At 66.4% G+C, this 17,437-nt stretch carries 20 protein-coding genes, 1 tRNA gene and 1 pseudogene; 15 read left to right on the top strand and 7 right to left on the bottom strand.

Annotated features, from left to right (window positions below; all coding sequences use genetic code 11):
• Nucleotides 1–18: 18 nt before the first annotated feature.
• Nucleotides 19–357: a P-II family nitrogen regulator gene (glnK, locus tag BPET_RS13380; RefSeq protein WP_012249555.1), complete on the bottom strand. Its 339-nt coding sequence runs from the start codon at nt 355–357 to the stop codon at nt 19–21.
• A 653-nt stretch (nt 358–1,010) separates the two neighbouring features.
• Here glnK and BPET_RS13375 point away from each other — a divergent pair.
• The 9 genes from BPET_RS13375 (at nt 1,011) to BPET_RS13335 (ending at nt 8,261) form a co-directional block, all read left to right on the top strand.
• Nucleotides 1,011–1,265: an accessory factor UbiK family protein gene (locus BPET_RS13375; protein WP_041863943.1), complete on the top strand. Its 255-nt coding sequence runs from the start codon at nt 1,011–1,013 to the stop codon at nt 1,263–1,265.
• 102 nt (nt 1,266–1,367) lie between these two features.
• Nucleotides 1,368–2,894, top strand: a complete 1,527-nt coding sequence (locus BPET_RS13370; RefSeq protein WP_012249553.1) for a YifB family Mg chelatase-like AAA ATPase — start codon at nt 1,368–1,370, stop codon at nt 2,892–2,894.
• Between the two features lie 264 nt (nt 2,895–3,158).
• Nucleotides 3,159–3,356, top strand: coding sequence for a 50S ribosomal protein L35 (rpmI, locus tag BPET_RS13365; RefSeq protein ID WP_012249552.1), 198 nt, complete (start codon nt 3,159–3,161; stop codon nt 3,354–3,356).
• Between the two features lie 15 nt (nt 3,357–3,371).
• The gene (gene rplT / locus BPET_RS13360) at nt 3,372–3,731 is read left to right on the top strand and encodes a 50S ribosomal protein L20 (RefSeq protein WP_012249551.1); all 360 of its coding nucleotides are present in this window, start codon (nt 3,372–3,374) and stop codon (nt 3,729–3,731) included.
• A 118-nt stretch (nt 3,732–3,849) separates the two neighbouring features.
• The gene (gene pheS / locus BPET_RS13355; protein WP_012249550.1) at nt 3,850–4,872 is read left to right on the top strand and encodes a phenylalanine--tRNA ligase subunit alpha; all 1,023 of its coding nucleotides are present in this window, start codon (nt 3,850–3,852) and stop codon (nt 4,870–4,872) included.
• Between the two features lie 13 nt (nt 4,873–4,885).
• Nucleotides 4,886–7,303 carry a phenylalanine--tRNA ligase subunit beta gene (gene pheT, locus BPET_RS13350; RefSeq protein WP_012249549.1) on the top strand — a complete coding sequence of 806 codons (2,418 nt, stop codon included), beginning with the start codon at nt 4,886–4,888 and terminating at the stop codon, nt 7,301–7,303.
• 2 nt (nt 7,304–7,305) lie between these two features.
• Nucleotides 7,306–7,641, top strand: a complete 336-nt coding sequence (locus tag BPET_RS13345) for an integration host factor subunit alpha (protein WP_085970210.1) — start codon at nt 7,306–7,308, stop codon at nt 7,639–7,641.
• Between the two features lie 57 nt (nt 7,642–7,698).
• On the top strand, nt 7,699–8,106 hold the full coding sequence (locus BPET_RS13340) for a MerR family transcriptional regulator (RefSeq protein ID WP_012249547.1): 408 nt from the start codon (nt 7,699–7,701) through the stop codon (nt 8,104–8,106).
• 78 nt (nt 8,107–8,184) lie between these two features.
• Nucleotides 8,185–8,261: transfer RNA gene (locus BPET_RS13335), tRNA-Pro, on the top strand.
• A gap of 65 nt (nt 8,262–8,326) precedes the next feature.
• Here the strand turns inward: BPET_RS13335 and BPET_RS13330 are convergent.
• Nucleotides 8,327–9,424 carry an NAD(P)-dependent alcohol dehydrogenase gene (locus BPET_RS13330; protein WP_012249546.1) on the bottom strand — a complete coding sequence of 366 codons (1,098 nt, stop codon included), beginning with the start codon at nt 9,422–9,424 and terminating at the stop codon, nt 8,327–8,329.
• 276 nt (nt 9,425–9,700) lie between these two features.
• Between BPET_RS13330 and BPET_RS13325 the strand changes: the two genes are divergently transcribed.
• Nucleotides 9,701–10,123, top strand: a complete 423-nt coding sequence (locus BPET_RS13325) for a hypothetical protein (RefSeq protein WP_012249545.1) — start codon at nt 9,701–9,703, stop codon at nt 10,121–10,123.
• 142 nt (nt 10,124–10,265) lie between these two features.
• Here the strand turns inward: BPET_RS13325 and hpaI are convergent, their stop codons facing one another.
• The 3 genes and pseudogenes from hpaI to BPET_RS13310 form a co-directional block, all read right to left on the bottom strand.
• A complete protein-coding gene (gene hpaI / locus BPET_RS13320) occupies nt 10,266–11,069 on the bottom strand; it encodes a 4-hydroxy-2-oxoheptanedioate aldolase (protein ID WP_012249544.1) in 804 nt (267 codons plus the stop codon).
• Between the two features lie 44 nt (nt 11,070–11,113).
• A pseudogene (locus BPET_RS26025) lies at nt 11,114–11,356 on the bottom strand (2-oxo-hept-4-ene-1,7-dioate hydratase); the annotation flags it as partial.
• A 207-nt stretch (nt 11,357–11,563) separates the two neighbouring features.
• The gene (locus BPET_RS13310) at nt 11,564–11,944 is read right to left on the bottom strand and encodes a VOC family protein (RefSeq protein WP_012249541.1); all 381 of its coding nucleotides are present in this window, start codon (nt 11,942–11,944) and stop codon (nt 11,564–11,566) included.
• 300 nt (nt 11,945–12,244) lie between these two features.
• Here BPET_RS13310 and BPET_RS13305 point away from each other — a divergent pair, with 300 nt between their 5' ends.
• The 5 genes from BPET_RS13305 to BPET_RS13285 all read left to right on the top strand — a co-directional run bounded on the left by BPET_RS13305 (nt 12,245) and on the right by BPET_RS13285 (nt 15,223).
• Complete coding sequence (locus BPET_RS13305) at nt 12,245–12,991, top strand: sulfite exporter TauE/SafE family protein (RefSeq protein WP_041862892.1); 747 nt, start codon at nt 12,245–12,247, stop codon at nt 12,989–12,991.
• 61 nt (nt 12,992–13,052) lie between these two features.
• Nucleotides 13,053–13,268 carry a hypothetical protein gene (locus tag BPET_RS13300; RefSeq protein WP_231852598.1) on the top strand — a complete coding sequence of 72 codons (216 nt, stop codon included), beginning with the start codon at nt 13,053–13,055 and terminating at the stop codon, nt 13,266–13,268.
• A 176-nt stretch (nt 13,269–13,444) separates the two neighbouring features.
• Nucleotides 13,445–13,657, top strand: coding sequence for a hypothetical protein (locus BPET_RS13295; protein WP_012249539.1), 213 nt, complete (start codon nt 13,445–13,447; stop codon nt 13,655–13,657).
• Nucleotides 13,658–13,792: 135 nt separating this feature from the next.
• Entirely contained in the window at nt 13,793–14,899 is a 1,107-nt protein-coding gene (locus BPET_RS13290) for an AGE family epimerase/isomerase (protein ID WP_041862891.1), read from the top strand.
• A 108-nt stretch (nt 14,900–15,007) separates the two neighbouring features.
• A complete protein-coding gene (locus tag BPET_RS13285; protein ID WP_012249537.1) occupies nt 15,008–15,223 on the top strand; it encodes a hypothetical protein in 216 nt (71 codons plus the stop codon).
• Here the strand turns inward: BPET_RS13285 and BPET_RS13280 are convergent.
• Nucleotides 15,207–15,614: a Rieske (2Fe-2S) protein gene (locus BPET_RS13280; RefSeq protein ID WP_012249536.1), complete on the bottom strand. Its 408-nt coding sequence runs from the start codon at nt 15,612–15,614 to the stop codon at nt 15,207–15,209. The genes BPET_RS13285 and BPET_RS13280 overlap by 17 nt on opposite strands.
• Before the next feature lie 6 nt (nt 15,615–15,620).
• Nucleotides 15,621–17,423 carry an ABCB family ABC transporter ATP-binding protein/permease gene (locus tag BPET_RS13275; RefSeq protein ID WP_012249535.1) on the bottom strand — a complete coding sequence of 601 codons (1,803 nt, stop codon included), beginning with the start codon at nt 17,421–17,423 and terminating at the stop codon, nt 15,621–15,623.
• Nucleotides 17,424–17,437 lie beyond the last annotated feature (14 nt).

The raw sequence follows: 17,437 nt of genomic DNA, 5'->3' as shown, positions 1-17,437 counted from the left end.
CTTTCTTTATCGTTGTCGTTACAGCGCAGCTTCGCCGGACTCGCCGGTCCGGATGCGGATCACTTGCTCCAGCGGCGCGGTGAAAATCTTGCCGTCACCGATCTTGCCGGTGCGCGCCGCTTGTTCGATGACGTCGATGACTTGGTCGACCAGGTGATCGGGCACGGCGGCTTCGACGCGCAGCTTGGGCAGGAAGTCGACGGCGTATTCCGCGCCCCGGTACAGTTCGGTGTGGCCCTTCTGGCGGCCGAAGCCTTTTACTTCGGTAACGGTCAGGCCCTGGACGCCGATACCGGACAGAGCCACCCGCACCTCGTCGAGCTTGAAGGGCTTGATGATGGCGATGATGAGTTTCATGGCAATTCCTCTCGTGGTTGCACTCAGGCATGCCCAATCAAGCAATATCCATGCCAAATTTCGCGCACGCTGGCCCGCGTGGGCAGCGGGCAGGGCGGTGCGCCGTTATCGTGCCTGCATGCGCCATATAGGTGCATGAACTCGTGCGTGAGTCCCCGTGATGGTGCGCGGCACCGGGACGGGGAGGGTTGCAACAGAATATTTTGTCCGCGCGCTTGTTGTATCTAATTGCAGCGCGTCGCCCGCCCCCAAGGCGTGCGCGCCGTCACTGCCCGGCCCGGCCTGAAAAAACCGGCGAGCGCTTGCGCGTGCTGCATGCAAGGGGGAGCAGCCATTCAGCCCATTTCATGTGCGTCAGAATTCAGCCAATTTTCGACATAAATGTATCGAGTCGTCTGAAACGCGGCATTACATGCAGCCGCTTGTGACACGTCGCCGGCTCAGGAAGAATCAAGCCATGCCGTACATGCGTGCGGCCAGCACCCCCCCGGGTGCGAATGCTTCTGGGAGTCGCCAGGTGGCGATTCGGTTTTCTCCTGTGCTTTGAGGCGGTGCCGCGTGCGGCCCGCCCATTTTTTTTGTGCGTGGCGAACGCGCGCGTGTGCGTCTACAGCGTCTACACTGTGGGCATCGAACACGAATGCGAGGATGTCATGAACCGCACGCAATGGCTTGAAGATTTCCAGAAAAACCTGTCCGACCTGATCGCTCGCAGCCCTGCGGCCGATCTCGAGCGCAACGTGAAGGCCATGATGGGCCAGGCGTTCACGAAAATGGATCTGATCACGCGCGAAGAATTCGACGTGCAGGCCGACTTGCTGGCGCGCGCGCGCGAGCGGGTCGAGCAGCTCGACGCGCAGGTCCGCCAGCTCGAGGCGCGCGTAGCCGCGCTGGAAACCAGGCAGTAGGCCGGCGCGCGCGCGCGCGGCGCGACATTCCCATCGCACCGGCGCTCTTCGAGGCGCGCCGGCTGCCCGCATACTGGCGGCTGATCCATTCCTGGGGCCGCCATGACACTCGCCATTCTTGCCAGCCGCGCCCTGTCGGGCGCGGATGCGCCCGCCGTGCGCGTCGAGACACATCTCGGGCCGGGGTTGCCGGCCTTTACCGTGGTGGGCTTGCCGGATACGGAGGTGCGCGAAAGCCGCGAGCGGGTGCGGGCGGCCATCCTGAGCAGCGGTTTCGAGTTTCCCAACGGCCGCATTACCGTCAACCTGTCGCCAGCCGATCTGCCCAAAGCCTCGGCCCGGTTTGACCTGCCTATTGCGCTGGGCGTGCTGCTGGCCTCTGGCCAGGTGGCCGCGCCCGGCCCCGGGGGCGGCGTGGCGCCGCCGGGCCTGCAGGCCCTGGTGCTGGCCGGAGAGCTGTCGCTGACGGGCGCCCTGGTTCCCGTGGGAGCGCCGCTGGCCTTGGCCCTGGCGGTGGCGCGCGAGCAGCCCGACGCCACGCTGGTGTTGCCGGCCGACAGCGCGACGGTGGCCGCCTGGGTGCCGGGGCTGCAGGTGCTGGCCGCCGGCGCCCTGGCCGAGGTGGCCGCGCACCTGTCCGGCGCGGCGCCGCTGCCGCGCGCCGAGCCTGGCGCCTGGCCTGCCGCGGCTGCGTCGCCCTGTCTGTCGGACGTGCGCGGCCAGCCCATGGCGCGCCGCGCGCTCGAGGTGGCCGCGGCCGGGGCGCACAGCCTGCTGATGGTGGGGCCGCCCGGCGCCGGCAAGAGCATGCTGGCCCAGCGCCTGCCGGGACTGCTGCCGCCGCTGTCGCGCACCCAGGCGCTCGAGGCCGCCGCGCTGGCCGGGCTGGCCGGGCCTGCGGGCATGGCTGCGGCGCTGCAGGGCCAGCCGCCGTTCCGTGCGCCGCACCACGGGGCGTCGGCGGCCGCGCTGGTGGGGGGCGGGGCCCGCCCGCGTCCGGGGGAGGCGACCCTGGCGCATCACGGCGTGCTGTTCCTGGACGAGTTGCCGGAATTCGACCGGCGGGCGCTGGAGGCGCTGCGTGAACCCCTGGAAACAGGCCGCGTGGCCATCGCGCGGGCCCGGCATAGTGTGCAGTATCCTGCGCGGTTCCAGCTGGTTGCCGCCATGAACCCGTGCCCGTGCGGCTGGCGCGGGCACCCGGCGCGCCCCTGCAGCTGCACGCCCGACCAGGTGGCGCGCTACGTCGGCAAGCTGTCGGGGCCGCTGCTGGACCGTCTGGACCTGGCGATAGAGTTGCCAGCCGTCGCGCCCGACTGGCTCGATGCGCCGCCCGGCGAGCCCTCCGAGGCGGTGCGCGCCCGCGTGGCCCGCTGCCGCGAGCGCCAGCAGCAGCGCCAGGGCGGCCCGAACGCCGGGCTGCAGGGGGCGGATCTCGATGCCAGCTGCGCCCTCGATGCAGAGGGGCAGGCGCTGCTGCGGCAGGCCATGCAGCGGCTGCACGGCTCGGCTCGCGCCACCCACCGGACCTTGCGGGTGGCGCGCACGGTGGCCGACCTGGACGGCCAGGATCGCGTCCAGGCGCGCCATGTGGCCGAGGCCCTGCAATACCGCTGCACGCTGCGCTGAAGCGAGGCTTTCGGCCGATTCGACAAAAAACCCGAAATCACCATATAATCAAGGGCTTTTCCCGGTTCGCCAGAAGGTTTGCCGGAAGGTTGCTGGGAAAAGACCAGAAGTAAACCAGAAGTAAACCAGAAGTGGATCCAGGTACATCAAGCCTTGTCCTGAACCCGAGCCTTGCGCCGAAGCCTTGCTTTGCCGCATGGGGGCCTGGGGGAAAAGGGCCAAGCACCTGTGGTTCATGTACTTAAATTCAACGTAGGAATCATCATGCCCAAGATGAAGACCAAGAAAAGCGCGTCGAAGCGCTTTCAGGTTCGCGGCAGCGGATCCATCAAGCGTGGCCAGGCTTTCAAGCGCCACATCCTGACCAAGAAAACCACCAAGAACAAGCGCCAGCTGCGCGGTTCGGCGGCGGTCCATGAAACCAACGTGGCCTCTGTCAAGGCCATGATGCCTTTCGCTTGATAAAGGAGATCCACCATGCCTCGCGTCAAACGCGGCGTTACCGCCCGTGCTCGTCATAAGAAAGTCATCGCTGCCGCCAAGGGTTACCGTGGCCGCCGCGGCAATGTATTCCGCATCGCCAAGCAGGCGGTCATGCGCGCCGGGCAATATGCCTACCGCGATCGCCGCAACAAGAAGCGCACCTTCCGCGCCCTGTGGATCACCCGCATCAACGCCGCCGTGCGTGAGCAGGGCATGAGCTACAGCGTGTTCATCGCCGGCCTGAAGAAGGCCTCGATCGACCTCGACCGCAAGGTGCTGGCCGACCTGGCCGTGCGCGACAAGGCCGGCTTCGCTGCCATCGTGCAGCAGGCCAAGGCGGCGTTGTCCGCCTGATAGCGCAGGTCGCATCGCGCATCGCTGCAAACGGGGCTGTAGGCCCCGTTTGCGTTTTGGCGTAGGGTTCGCCCCCAAGGCAGAATGCGGGGGTATTGTTTTTAGGTTGTGAGATTCCATGAATCTACTGGCAGACGACCTGGTTTCCCAGGCCCAAGAACGCTTCGCCGCGGCGCCCGATGCCGTTGCCCTGGAAAACGCCAAGGCGCGCTTCCTGGGCAAAGAGGGTGCGCTGACCATGCTGCTCAAGGGGCTGGCCAAGCTCGACCCCGACCAGAAGCGCGAACTCGGCGCGCGCATCAACCAGGCCAAGCAGCGCATCGAGGCCCTGCTGAACGAGCGCCGCGCGCAATTGGCCCAGGCCGAGCTCGACGCCCGCCTGGCCGCTGAAACCATCGACGTCACCTTGCCCGGCCGCGGCCGCGCTCCGGCCGGCATCCATCCCATCGCGCGCAGCTGGGAACGCGTCGAGGAAATCTTCCGCTCCATCGGGTTCGACGTGGCCGACGGCCCCGAGATCGAAGACGACTGGACCAATTTCACCGCGCTGAACAATCCGCTGGACCACCCGGCGCGGTCCATGCAAGACACCTTCTATGTAGACCTGCAGGACGGCGACGGCCTGCCGCTGCTGCTGCGCACGCACACCAGCCCCATGCAGGTGCGCTATGCGCGCATGCACCAGCCGCCCATCAAGGTCATCGCCCCGGGCCGCACCTACCGCGTCGACAGCGACGCCACCCATTCGCCCATGTTCCACCAAGTGGAAGGGCTGTGGATCGCCGAAGACATCTCGTTTGCCGACCTGAAAGGCGTCTACACCGATTTCCTGCGCCGCTTCTTCGAAAGCGACGACCTGGTCGTTCGTTTCCGCCCGTCGTTCTTCCCGTTCACCGAGCCGTCGGCCGAGATCGACATGATGTTCACCTCCGGCCCCAATCGCGGCCGCTGGCTGGAAATCTCCGGCTCGGGCCAGGTGCACCCGCAAGTAGTGCGCAATTTTGGCCTCGACCCAGAACGCTACATCGGCTTCGCGTTCGGCTCCGGCCTCGAGCGCCTGACCATGCTGCGCTATGGCGTCAACGACCTGCGCCAGTTCTACGAAGGCGACCTGCGCTTCCTGCGCCAGTTCAACGAATAACCGACGGCTGATCATGCAATTTCCCGAATCCTGGCTGCGCGCCCTGGTCAATCCTCCGATCGCAACCGACGAACTGGCGCACCGGCTCACCATGGCCGGCCTGGAAGTCGAAGAAACCGCGCCCGTCGCGCCGCCGTTCACCGGCGTGGTGGTGGCGCGCATCACCGCCATCGCCCCGCATCCCGACGCCGACAAGCTGCGTGTTTGCCAGGTCGATGACGGCTCGGGCGAACCGCTGCAGATCGTCTGCGGCGCGCCCAACGCCGCGCAAGGCCTGACGGTTCCCCTGGCGCGCGTGGGCGCCGAACTGCCCGGCGGCATGAAGATCGGCGTGGCCAAGATGCGCGGCGTGCAATCGGCCGGCATGCTGTGCTCGGCGCGCGAACTGGGCCTGTCGCAAGACCACGCCGGCCTGCTCGAACTGCCTGGCACGCTGACGCCCGGCCAGTCGCTGCGCGAGGCGCTCGATCTCGACGACACGCTTTTCACCCTGAAGCTCACGCCCAATCGCGCCGATTGCCTGTCCATCCTGGGCGTGGCGCGCGAAGTGGCCGCCCTGACCGGGGCGCCGCTGTCGGTGCCCACCGCCAAGGCGGTGCCCGTGACCCTCGACGATCGCATTCCGGTCGCCATCCAGGCGCCCGAGCTGTGCGGCCGCTTTGCCGGCCGCGTCATCCGCGGCGTCAATGCGCGCGCCGCCACGCCGGCCTGGATGACGGCGCGCCTGGAACGCGCCGGCCAGCGTTCGGTGTCGGCACTGGTCGACATTTCCAACTACGTCATGCTCGAACTGGGCCGCCCGTCCCACGTGTTCGACCTCGACAAAATCCGGGGCAACATCGAAGTGCGCTGGGCGCGCGAGGGCGAAAGCCTGGAGCTGCTCAACGGCCAGACGGTCGAACTCAACAGCAAGGTGGGGGTCGTGGCCGCCGGCGACCAGGTCGAAAGCCTGGCCGGCATCATGGGCGGCGAGGCAACCGCCGTCACGCTGGACACCACCAACATTTACGTCGAGGCGGCCTTCTGGTGGCCCGAAGCCATCGCCGGCCGCGCGCGCCGCTACAAGTTCAGTTCCGAGGCCAGCCACCGCTTTGAGCGCGGCGTCGACTACGCCAGCATCCCCGAGCACCTGGAATTCATCACGGGCCTGATTATCGACATCTGTGGCGGCCAGGCAGGCCCCGTGGACGACCAGGCAGTCAACCTGCCGAGCCGCGAGCCGGTGCGCATGCGCCTGTCGCGTTGCCACCGCGTGCTGGGCGTGCCCGTGCCCCAGGCCGAAGTCGCGCAGATATTCACCCGCCTGGGCCTGCCGTACCAAGTGCAGGGCGACGATTTCATCGTCGAGCCGCCGTCGTACCGCTTCGACCTGTCGATCGAAGAAGACCTGATCGAAGAAGTGGCGCGCATCCATGGATTCGAGCGCCTGCCCGACGTGCCGCCCATGGCGCGCGCGCAGATGTTCTCGCATCCGGAAGTGCGGCGCGGCCCGCACGCGCTGCGCCGCCTGGCCGCCGCGCAAGATTACCAAGAGGTCGTCAACTACAGCTTCGTCGAGGCCGACTGGGAGCGCGACTACGCCGGCAACGACAACCCCGTGCGCCTGCTGAACCCCATCGCCAGCCATTTGTCGGTGATGCGTTCCAGCCTGATCGCCGGCCTGGTCGCCAACATCCGCTATAACGCCAACCGCAAGCAGGCGCGCGTGCGTGTCTTCGAGCTTGGGCGCGTGTTCCTGCGCGACGCCGCGCACCAGGATGGCCCGCTCGAAGTCGCGGGCGTGCGCCAGCCGCTGCGCCTGGCCGGGGCGGCCTGGGGGCCGGCGGTCGAAGAGCAGTGGGGCGTGCCGACGCGGCAGGTGGACTTCTACGACGTCAAGATGGACGTGCAGGCGCTGTTTGGCGCGCGCGCGGCCCAGCTGCGCTTCGAGCCGGCCGCGCACCCGGCGCTGCACCCGGGCCGCAGCGCGCGCATCGACCTCGACGGGCAGCCGGTGGGCTGGATCGGCGAGCTGCATCCGCGCTGGGCGCAGCAGGCCGACCTGCCGCACGCGCCCGTGGTGTTCGAAGTCGATGTCCAGGCCTTGTCGCAGGCCAGCCTGCCGCAGGTGGGCGAGTTGTCGCGCCAGCCGGTGGTGGTGCGCGACCTGGCGCTGTGGGTCGACCTGTCGGTCAACGCGCAGGCCATGCTGGACACGGTGGCGGCCACCATCGCGGCCGATCCGCAACTGGCGGTGGTGCAAGACGTTCGCCTGTTCGACGTATGGCGCGACCGACCCCAGGACGGCCGGCCGGTCACGGAAAAAAGCCTTGCGTTCCGTTTCTGGCTACAGGACACTGAGGTCACGCTGGACGAAGTCCGCGTTGCCGACTGCCTGGCCCGCATCAACCAGGCGCTGGCCAGCGCCCACGGCGCACGCCAGCGCACCTGACCATGGGGACTACTATGCTTGCCGAGCCGCGTACCCTGACCAAGGCCGAACTCGCCGAATTGCTGTTCGAGCGGGTAGGGCTGAACAAGCGCGAAGCCAAAGATATCGTCGATACTTTTTTCGAGGAAATCCGCGATGCCCTGGCGCGCGGCGATTCGGTGAAGCTGTCGGGCTTCGGCAATTTCCAGGTGCGCAACAAGCCGCCGCGGCCGGGTCGCAACCCTAAAACGGGCGAGACCATTCCCATTGCGGCTCGGCGCGTGGTCACTTTCCACGCCAGCCAGAAGCTCAAGAGCGTGGTCGAGCAGGCCGACAGTGCGAACAATAGCGGGGAGTGATACGCTTTGTCGGCAATTGTTATCGGCTCATGACGCCTCACGGCATAAAATCCTTCCATGACTCGTCCCGAATCCACCGTTGCGCTTCCGCCTATTCCCGCCAAACGCTATTTCACCATTGGCGAAGTCAGTGACCTCTGCGGAGTCAAGCCGCATGTGCTGCGCTACTGGGAACAGGAATTCACCCAGCTCAAGCCGGTGAAGCGCCGCGGCAACCGCCGCTATTACCAGCATCACGAAGTCCTGCTGATCCGCCGCATCCGCTCGCTGCTTTACGAACAGGGCTTTACCATCAGCGGCGCGCGTAACCGGTTGGGCGACGCGCGCGATACGCCGCACGACCAGGATGCGGCCGTGCGCCTTTCCGGCGCCGAAATCCAGGCGCTGCGCGCCGAACTGGGCAATGTGTCGGCCATGCTGGCCGAGGCCTTGGGCACGCCGCCATCGGCAGACCCGGCGCGCTGAAAAAAGTCGTCTGCCACATCAAAAAACCTGCCCCATCCGGTGCAGGTTTTTTTTTGTTCTGATATACTCTTTTTCTTTCGGGGCGTAGCGCAGCCTGGTAGCGCACTTGCATGGGGTGCAAGGGGTCGCGAGTTCGAATCCCGCCGTCCCGACCAGTAGTTCCAAGGCCGTTAGTGATAGCAATCACTAACGGCCTTTTCAATTTCAGGCCCTGTTTGCGCTACGGCTTGACCGCAATCTTGAGCACGTTGTCGCGCTGGTTCGCGAACAGGTCGTAGGCTGCCACGATGTCGTCGAGCCGGTATTCGTGCGTGACCAGCAATTCCAGATCGACCCGTCCTGCCTCGACCACATTGAGCAGGCGCCGCATGCGCTCTTTGCCCCCTGGGCACAACGCGGTGACGATCTTGTGGTCGCCCAGGCCCGCGGCAAAGGCGTCGATGGGAATGCGCAGGTCTTCGGAATACACGCCCAGGCTCGACAGGGTGCCGCCCGGCTTCAGCGCGCGCAGGGCCGATTCGAACGTTGCCTGGGTGCCCAGCGCCTCGATGGCCGCATCGACGCCGCGCCCGCGCGTGAGCTTCATGATTTCCTGCACCACGTCGCATTGGCGGAAGTTCAAGGTGACGTCGGCACCCATTTTGCGCGCGATGTCCAGCCGGTGATCGTTGCCGTCGATGGCGATAATGGTGGTGGCGCCCGACAGCCGGGCGCCGGCAGTGGCGCACAGGCCGATGGGACCCTGGGCGAAGACCGCAACGGTATCGCCGATGCGGATGCCGGCGTTCTCGGCGCCTTTGAATCCGGTGGACATGATGTCGGGGCACATCAGCACTTGCTCGTCGGTGAGGCCGTCGGGAACCGGCGCTAGGTTGGCCTGCGCATCGGGCACGAGCACGTATTCGGCCTGCGTGCCGTCGATGATGTTGCCAAAGCGCCAGCCCGCCGTGGCCTTGTAGCCATGGCAGCCGCACAGGCCGCGCGGGATCAGGTAGCTGCCGTCTTGCGAGGCCCGGCCGTCTTGCGCCGCGTATGAATTGAAGTTGGGGCAGATGGCGCCGGCGATCGCGCGCTGGCCTTCCTGGTATCCCGCCACTTCGCTGCCCAGTTTCTCGATGATGCCGACCGGCTCGTGGCCTATCGTCAGGCCGGCGGCCACCGGGTATTCGCCCTTGAGAATATGGATGTCGGTGCCGCAGATCGTGGTGGTGGTAATGCGCAGCAAGGCGTCGTTGGGGCCCACCTCGGGAATGGGCTTGTCGGCAAGTTCGATGCGGCCGGGTTCGACGAATATGGCGGCTTTCATCATGGCGGTCATGCGCGGTCTCCTTGGGTTTGGATGAGTCTAAAAAGTCATCAGACTCCGACGCATCGGCCCGGACAAGGCCGAGATGATGTTCTGTTGATGCAAGATAAGAAGCGCGCGTGCGTGGCTGCGGCCGTGACGATCTGCCATGCCTCGGCGCGCTTACGGTGCGCTGTGTTCGGTTACATCAAGTAAGGGTAATTCCGTCCTACTTTGGCTGGCCGACTGCACTACAGTGAATTGCGCCGTGCGTGTTGTTCACGGCGCAACCACCAAGGAGAGCAGAATATGTCCAATAGCCCTATGAAGGCATGGAGCGATTACAAACCAAGCAAAACCATCTGGCTGTGGTCGTGCGTGGGCGCGGCGGTCTTGACCATGATCGTCGGTTTCACGGCCGGAGGCTGGGTGACGCAAAACACCGCAGCCAAACAGGCCGAGGCTTCCACCAGCGCCGCCGTGGCGCAATTGGCGGCGGGCATTTGCGTGCACCGCTTCATGGCCGCCCCTGATGCGCAGGCCAAGCTGGCGGCGTTAAAGAGCGCCGATTCCTGGAAGCGCGACTCGATAATAGAAAAGGGCGGCTGGGTGACGTTCGCCGACGCCAAGGCGCCGGTTGATGGCGCCGCCGACCTGTGCGCGAGCAAGCTGATGCAATCGAGCGAGGCGGCCGCCACTACTGCCATGCCGCGCACCAGCGGCGATTCCTGATCGGGCAGGGCGCGCCTGTTGCAGGTCTGGTGTCTGACTCCCGCAGGGTGTCAGACACCGAAGTGTGCCGGGACTGTCTCAACGTATACGGTGTCTGACACCCTGCGGGAGTCAGACACCTGGCCCGGGGCCGATATCAATATCAATAGGGCCCGCCAGGCCTGGCCTGCGCGGCGGGCTGGTCTTTGAACGACTGGGCCAGTTTCTCGGCGGCGCGGGCCAGCAGCGTGGCGTCGACGCCGACGGCCACGAAGGTGGCGCCCAGGTCCAGGTAATGGCGCGCCTGCGCGGGGTCGCCATGCAGGATGCCGGCGGCCTTGCCGGCGCGCGCGATGCGCACGATGGCGTCGTCGATGGCGGCGCATACGTCGGGGTGGTCCGGATTGCTCAGGTACCCCATGCTGGCCGACAGATCGGCCGGCCCGATGAAGACGCCGTCCACGCCTTCCAGCGCGAGGATCTCATCGAGCGCCTGCAGGCCCCGGGGCGTTTCGATCTGCACCAGCAGGCACATTTCGTCGTTGGCGCGCTGCGCGTAGTCGGGAATGCGATTCCAGCGCGACGCGCGCGCCAGGGCGCTGCCCAGACCGCGCACGCCATGCGGCGGATAGCGCATGGCCGACACCGCCGCCGCGGCTTCTTCGGCGGACTGGATCATGGGCACCAACAGGGTTTGCGCGCCCGCGTCGAGAATCTGCTTGATCTGGACGAAGTCATTCCAGGCCGGCCGCACGACGGGTGCGACCGGGTAGGCCGCCACGGCCTGCAACTGGCCGAGCATGGTCTGCAGCGTATTGGGCGCATGCTCGCCGTCGATGAGCAGCCAGTCGAAGCCGGCGCCGGCGCAGATTTCCGCCGTGTAGGGGTGGGCCAGCCCGGCCCACAGGCCGATCTGCGGTTGCCCGGCGCGCAGCGCGCGCTTGAATTGATTGGTCAGGATATCCATGTTGATCGGTGTCAATGGTTCAGCATGCGCCGCGCGAGCGGCCCCAGCTTGCTGGCGAGCCACACCACGCCGTTGGCGGGATGGTGGAGTACGCCCGCGGCCAGGTCGGTTTCTTTGACCACCGCGTTGCGCGACAGAATGGCGCCCACCCAGCGCAGGTCTACTTCATGGATGCGCACCGGGCGTCCGTCCAGCGCCACGCCCGCGTTGGCCGCATTGTCGGCGGTGTCGAACACCTTGCGCGGACGCCTGCTGTCGGGATCGATCTGGCGCGAGCGGGCGGCGATCCGGTTGGGTTTCATGGGCTCCTGGTCGCTTAGCGTGCGCAGCACGCGCCACTGCTGTTCGGTGCCGCCGGCCTGGTTCAGGATGGGCCGGAAATGCGCCATCAGGGCCTCGCGCGCACACAGCAACAGATGGGGCGGGTTGCGATGAGGGAAGTGGCGGTTCATGCCTGCGATCGTATCAAGATTCCGCCGCGGGCCGGCTTGCGATCAAGCCTGCAGCTCGGAGATTTCGATCAGGTTCAGGTCGGGATCGCGCAAGTACACTGAGCGGATCTTGCCTGTGGCGCCCGTGCGCGCCACAGGGCCTTCGATGATGCGCGCGCCGGCGGCTGCGAGATGCTCGATGGCCTGGTCCAGCGGGCGGTCGGCGATGAAGCAGAGGTCGAGCGCGCCGGGCACCGGCAGGTGCGCCTTGGGTTCGAATTCGCTGCCGCGCACATGCAGGTTGATTTTCTGGTTGCCGAAGCGCAGCGCCTGGCGGCCCTGGCCGAACGTTTCCAGGCGCATGCCCAGGACGCGAGTGTAGAAATCGACCGTGGCGGCCGGGTCGGTGCAAGTCAGGACCAGATGGTCCAGGTGGTCGATCATGCGTGCCCCCAGTGTGTTGCGGCGGCCGCGCGGCCACCCGTGTCCGCCGATTGTAGGCGCGCAGCGCGGGCTGGCACATTCGGCATATTCCAAGACGCCGCATACGGGTTCCGGGCACGCAATGAAGAGCGCCCCAGCTCGGGACGAGTGTGGGGCGCTCCTGCCAGGCTTCGCACGCATGGGTGTCAGATGCCCGGCAACTCCAATTTAGTCCCGGGTTTCGGCGGACGCAAGCACAAAATCGTTTCAGGCGTTACGATCCGCGCCTGTACCTGTGCAGCCCCGGGAGCCTTCGTGCCCATGGATTGGATGTTTGTCGTCATTGCCGCCGGCGCGGCGGTAGCGGGTTTCGTGCAAGGCCTGGCCGGCTTCGGCTTCGGCATGGTGGCCATGTCGTTCTGGGCCTGGACGCTGGACCCGCGCCTGGCCGCCGTGCTGGCGGTGGCGTGTGCCCTGGCCGGGCAGATACTGGCCGCGGTGACGGTGCGGCGCGGTTTCGACGCGGCGCGCCTGCTGCCATTCGTGGCTGGCGGGCTGCTGGGCATTCCCCTGGGCGTGGCGGTGCTGCCCCTGCTGAACCCCGCGCTGTTCAAGGCCCTGGTGGGCGGTTTCCTGGCCACCTGGTGTCCGTTCATGCTGGCGGCCAGCCGGCTGCCGCGCCTGACGGCGGGCGGGCGCCTGGCCGACGCGGGGGTGGGCCTGCTGGGCGGCGTCATGGGCGGGGTGGGGGGCTTTACTGGCGTGCTGCCCACCTTATGGTGCACGTTGCGCGGGTTCGAGAAAGACGCGCAGCGTTCGATCATCCAGAACTTCAACCTGGCCATGCTGGCCGCGACCATGCTGTCGTACCTGGCCAGCGGGGTGGTGACGCGGGCCATGGCGCCGTCGCTGGCCCTGGCCATTCCGGCCATGCTGGTGCCCGGCTGGCTGGGTGCGCGCGCCTATGTTGGCATCAGTGATGCAACGTTTCGCAAGATTGTGCTGGGAATGCTGACGGCATCCGGCCTGGCGCTGCTGGCCTCGGCGTTGCCGGCGCTGCTGCGCTGAGCGCGCCGGGCGCATGCTATCGTAGTGATGAGATTTTTCTTCGTATAGACCCATGGCGCGCATGAAGATTCAACAGGGCGAGCTTGCCCATTGGCTGCAATTCGTTGCCAACGGCGACACAGGCGGCGTGCCACGCGGACAGGTGCCCGAGCACGTGGCCGACGGCTTGCTGATCCTGCGTTGCGTGCGCGAAACCGAAGCCGGCCAGCTCGTGCTGACCGACAAGGGCCGCCTGGCCCTGCACATGGAAGCGCCGGGCGCCATCCACCTGGGATAACCGCTCTGCCACGGCGCGCCATCCTAGGGGATGCCAGGGTATCGCCGCCCGCACCCCCCCGGTAAGATGAACTTGCGTGCCGCCAGGGGGTCCAATTGCCATGCAGACCTTACAAATGGGCCCCGCCAGCGCCACGCGTGGATTCACGCGTTTGGGTAACCGACTGGGAGGAAGCCATGCAGCATCATGACCAGGAAGTACTGATCGACGTATCCACAGCGGCCATGGATACCGGCGGATACGGCGTACTGCTGACGGTAACGGCCGAAGGAGGCACCGAAGTCGATGCCGCCTTTTCGTATCTGGGCGACTGCGCTTCGTTGCACGAGGCGCGCGATCGCGCAGAAATTTTTGCGCAGAACTGGGTAGAAGAAAACATATTCCGCTGACGAAGGCCCGGAGAGCCTTGCAAACTGCGCGCGCCCATGAAGGAGAACCGATGCCTGGCCCGGCTGCGCTACAAATCCGGGTTATCGTCGCTGCTTTGTCATTTACGGCGCGCGCCATCGGCGCGCCATGCATCGATGAGCGCTTCCGCTAGCCCTGAACTTTCCCGCACCATCCAGGCCCTGCGCCATCATTTCAGCACCGTGATACTGCCGCTGTGGATCGGGCACGGCTTTAATGAACGCATGGGGCTGCCGTATGAATCGCTAGCTGGCGACAGCGGGACGCCCCTGGCGCCGCAGCGCTATCGCGCCATGGCCTGCGCGCGCCAGCTGTATGTGTATGCCAGCTCGCCCGAGCCCGCCCATGCGCGGCATGCCGACCGGTTGTTCGAGGCGTTGCTGCGCTATTTCCGCGACGAGCGGCACGGCGGCTGGCGCTACAGCGTCGATGCCGACGGTCGGCCGCTGGACGACGCGCAAGACCTGTACACCCATGCCTTCGTGGTGTTTGCCTGCGCAGCCTATTTCGCGCGCTCGCACAATGCCCAGGCGCGCCAGGCCCTGCTGCAGACGGCCGAGCAGGTCGAGGCGCGTTTCCGGCGCGATGACGGCCTGTATTACGCCGCCATGTCGGCCGACTGGCGGCAGGTCAGCCAGGGGCCGGCGCAGAATCCGGCCATGCACCTGACCGAGGCCTACCTGGCCGCCTCGCGCGTGGCCGAACCCGCCTGGTTCGCGCAGCGGCTGCGTGGCCTGGCGCAGGGCGTGGCCGATGCCTTCCTGCACGCGCCCACGCAATGCATTGCCGAAGCCCCACTAGGCACGCCCGGCAACCGCATCGAGCCTGGCCATCAGTTCGAATGGTTCGTGCTGCTCGACAGCGCGCCAGCAGTGTTTGCCGGCCTGGAGCTGGCGTTGGCGGTGCCCCGTGGGTGCGCCTGGGCGCGTCGGCATGGCGTGCGGGATGCCACCAGCGGCGTACTGGCGGCCCTGCACGAAGATGGCCGGGTGTGCGACGCCACCGAACGCATCTGGGCCCAGACGGAGTACGCGCGCTACCTGGCGGTTAGCGGCGACCGGGCGGCCCTGGCCGTGCAGCTGGCGGCATTGCGCAACCGGTTCTTGTCGCCCCTGGGGTGGCGGGAATGCCTGGCCGCGGACGGGGCGCTGGCGCGTTCCGATATGCCCTCGACTACGCCTTATCACCTGGCAACCTGCTACGCGGCCTTGCCGCCGGCCTGAGCAAAAGCGGCGCCGCCATATACGGAGATACAGGCGACGGAGATACAGGCGGGCACAACAATTAGTTAAATCCTTTAAAATTTATTAATTGTTGTGCAGAGGTTGCTCATGAGCATCATGTGTGTTGCATGCCAGACCATCGCGCCGGGCGTGCCGGGGATCGAGCCGCACCTGGGGCTAGGGCACCAGGGATTCATATTTTCGAACCAGAAAGGGCGCGAAGGCTGCCGCGAAGATCATTTCCGCTGCCTGGAATGCGGGGCGAAATGGCTGCGCGAAACAGACAAATGGGGCATTGACCTGGGGTTCAAGCTGGCCCCGTAGGAGCCTCCGCGGCCTCGTCCAGCGGCCGGACCTTGCCGCCGGGCAGCCAGTACACCGCACCGTCGCGTTCCTGCACCTGCAGCGGCGCCAGGCGGCCGTTTCTGCACGGCCCGCCCACGCACAGGCCGGTGTCGGGCTGATAGGTGGCGCCATGGCGGGCGCACATCAGCAGATCGCCGGCCCGCGTGAAAAAACTGTTTTCCCAGTCCAGCTCGACGCCCTGGTGGGCGCAGCGGTTTACGTAGCCGTAGACGAGTCCGCGGTACCGCACGAAGAACACCGTGGTGCGCCCGGCGCCTTCGGCGGCCGGCAGTTTTACTCCCAGGCCGCCTTCGACCAGTGCGTCGCTGGCGCAGACGTATACGGGGGCAACAGGACAGGTATCGGACATAGTGGCTCAGACTGGTATTGCGTCGCCCGCGTGGGCTTGTTTTTCCCACATGGCGGCGTAGGCGCCGCCGCGCGCAAGCAGCGCCGCGTGGCGTCCGCGTTCGACGATGCGGCCGTCGCCGAGCACGATGATTTCGTCGGCGTCGGCGATAGTGGACAGGCGGTGCGCGATGATCAAGGTAGTGCGCCCCTGGCTGACTTCGCGCAGGTTAGCCTGGATTTCGCGTTCGGTGTGCGAGTCTAGCGCGCTGGTGGCTTCGTCGAACAAGAAAATCGACGGGTTCTTCAGGATGGTGCGGGCAATGGCCACGCGCTGCTTTTCGCCGCCCGACAATTTCAGCCCGCGCTCGCCGACCAGCGTGCGGTAGCCGTCGGGCATGCTCATGACCAGGTCGTGTACGTGCGCCAGGCGCGCGGCCGCCTGCACTTCGCCGTCGGTGGCGCCGGGCCGGCCGTAGGCAATGTTGTAGTGGATGGTGTCGTTGAACAGTACGGTGTCTTGCGGTACCACGCCGATGGTGGCGCGCAGGCTGGCCTGCGTGACGTCGCGGATGTCCTGGCCGTCGATCAGGATGGCGCCCCGTTCGACGTCGTAAAAACGGAACAACAGGCGCGCCAGCGTCGATTTGCCGGCGCCCGACGAACCCACCACCGCCACCGTGCGGCCAGCCGGTATCTGGAAGCTGACGCCTTTCAGGATCGGTCGGCGCGCGTCGTAGCCGAACACGACATCGCGGAATTCCACGCTGGCTCCCGCCAGCCGCAGCGCGCCGGCGCCGGGCTTATCGCCGATTTCGCGCTGCTGGCCCAGCAGCTCGAACATGCGCTCCATGTCGATCAGGGACTGCTTGATTTCGCGGTAGATAAAACCGAAGAAACTGAGCGGATCGTACAACTGCAGCAGGTAAGTATTGACCAACACGAAATCGCCCAGCGTGTAGCGGCCGTCGGCAATGCCTTGCGCGGCCATCCACATGACAGCCGTCAGTCCCACCGAGATGATGATCGCCTGGCCGATGTTCAGGATCGACAGGCTGACCTGGCTGCGTACCGCGGCGCGCTCGTAGCGGGTCAGCGACGCATCGTAGCGGCGCGCCTCGTGTTCTTCGTTGCCGAAGTACTTGACGGTTTCGTAGTTCAGCAGGCTTTCGACCGCTTTGGTGTTGGCTTCGGAATCGGTTTCGTTCATCAGCCGGCGGAATTTGGTGCGCCACTCGGTGACCACCAGCGTGTAGGCCAGGTACAGGCCCACGGTCAGGGCCGTGACGGCGGCCAGCCAGAAGTCGAACATCTTCCACAGCACGGCGCACACCAGGCCGATTTCGAAAAAGGTGGGCAGCACATTGAAGAGCAGGAACGACAGCAAGGTCTGGATACCCTTGGTGCCGCGCTCGATGGCGCGCGTCAGGCCCCCGGTCTGGCGCGAGAGGTGAAAACGCAGCGCCAGCGCATGCAGGTGGCGGAAGATCTGTAGTCCCACGGCGCGGATGGCGTGCTGTCCCACCCGGGCGAACACCGCGTCGCGCAGTTCGGAAAACAGCAGCGAGAAGACGCGCGCGGCGCCGTAGGCCAGGATGAGTCCCAGGGGCACGGTGATCGGGCCCGGGGTTTGCTTACCCAGTTCGTCCACGGCCGATTTGTACAGCAGCGGCACGTACACCACGGCTGCCTTGGCGGCCAGCAGGCATAGCAGGGCGATGACGACGCGGGCCTTCAGGCCGGTGCGGCCGGGCGGCCACAGATACGGCAGCAGGGTGCGCAGCGTGGCAAGGCTGCCGCGCGGCGTGGGAGAGGGGTCGGGCTGGGTCATGGGAGAGGCGGCAA

Origin of the sequence: Bordetella petrii (assembly GCF_000067205.1) — a bacterium.
In the GTDB taxonomy this organism is placed as follows: Bacteria; Pseudomonadota; Gammaproteobacteria; order Burkholderiales; family Burkholderiaceae_B; genus Bordetella_A; species Bordetella_A petrii.
This window is presented reverse-complemented; position numbering and strand designations above follow the sequence as displayed.